This is a genomic window from Endozoicomonas sp. SESOKO2 (assembly GCF_024606245.1).
Lineage (GTDB): Bacteria > Pseudomonadota > Gammaproteobacteria > Pseudomonadales > Endozoicomonadaceae > Endozoicomonas_A.
The window spans coordinates 1-1,456 of record NZ_JAHHPQ010000628.1; the positions used below are offsets into that span (position 1 = coordinate 1).

2 protein-coding genes are annotated in these 1,456 nt (G+C 49.9%); both read left to right on the forward strand.

Features of this window, described 5'->3' with window-relative positions; genetic code table 11:
• A partial coding sequence (locus tag KDK17_RS15445; RefSeq protein ID WP_257288459.1) for a hypothetical protein occupies positions 1 to 186 on the forward strand: 186 nt, incomplete at its 5' end.
• A gap of 116 nt (positions 187 to 302) precedes the next feature.
• Positions 303 to 1,456: mannose-1-phosphate guanylyltransferase/mannose-6-phosphate isomerase (locus tag KDK17_RS15450; protein ID WP_257288460.1), on the forward strand; the 1,154-nt coding region annotated here is incomplete at its 3' end.

Here is a 1,456-nt window from a genome sequence, read left to right on the forward strand (position 1 = left end):
GAGGCAAAAAAGCTCTTATCGCTAATGATTGATGCCAAGACGGAGTTTGAAGAAGCCCTCTGGGGACTTGCCTATCAGTATTATGTCTTTACACACATGGAAAAGTGGGCAGCATCTGGAAAAAGCATTGAGGGTGACTGGGTTCTGGAAACTGTCGTGCAAGCCTGGAGGGAGGTGAGTCAATAAATTTAAGAAAAAACGGACGGGTTACCCTGTTTAATAGCCGGGTATAGAGCGGTACTATACCCCTCAAGGGAAACTTAACCAAGAATGACAAGCCCGCAGTATAAGGTGAACAACGCATGATACCGGTTATTCTTTCAGGGGGCAGTGGCACACGCCTGTGGCCTTTAAGCCGGACAGACCATCCAAAGCAGTTTCTGCGGTTACTTTCGGATCATTCTCTGATTCAGGAAACTCTGCTTCGTCTGAAGGGCGTGAACGAACAGAAGCCCATTGTTATCTGTCATGAATCTCATCGTTTTAAGGTGCTTGAACACAGCCGCCAGATCCATCAGCCACTGGAATCGATCTTTCTTGAGCCCGTGGCCAGAAATACCGCACCGGCGCTGGCGTTGGTCGCCTTGCAGAGAGTAGCGCTTGGCAAGAATGAGCCTCTGCTGGTGCTACCTGCGGATCATAGAATACTCGATATCAAGGCATTTCAGCAGGCACTCAAAATCGCTGAACAACATGCCCTGACCGGGGCGCTTGTCTCTCTGGGTGTTGAGGCGGAGGAGCCTCACACAGGCTACGGCTATATCAAACGGGGAGGGCGAAAAGGCAATGCCTATCGGATAGAGAGTTTTCGTGAAAAGCCTGATCTGGACACAGCCAGAAAGTATGTGGAATCGGGAGATTATTACTGGAACAGTGGTATTTTTATGTTTCAGCCAGAGGCCTATCTGGATGAATTACAACGTAATGAGCCTGGTATCGTTGTAGCCTGTCACGAAGCCCTGAGGCGTCTGCATAGTGATTTGCAATTCCTTCGAATAGATGAAAAAGCCTACACAAGAAGCCCTTCCCGTTCCATTGACTATGCCGTTATGGAACATACCCGAAAGGGGGTGGTAGTTCCTGTTGCCTGTGGGTGGTCAGATATCGGCAGTTGGACTGCTCTTCAGGCTTGCTCTGAATCGGATGAGGCCGGAAACGTCATTGAGGGCAAAGCGATCATTGAGCAGTGCAGTAATAGTTATATCCGCTCCGGTCATAGAACTGTAGCAGCAGTCGGTGTTGATAATCTGGTGATCATTGACAGCCACGATGCGGTGATGGTGGCCTCAGAAGATCATGTTCAGCTGGTGGGCAAGCTGGCAAAACAGTTCCAGAGTGACCCGGTCGATTCACTGTCGCAAGAGGAAGAAGTCTTTCGTCCCTGGGGGCATTACAAAAACCTGTCAGTGGATGAAGGCTATTGCGTCAGAAAGCTGTGCATTCACCCGGGGGCATC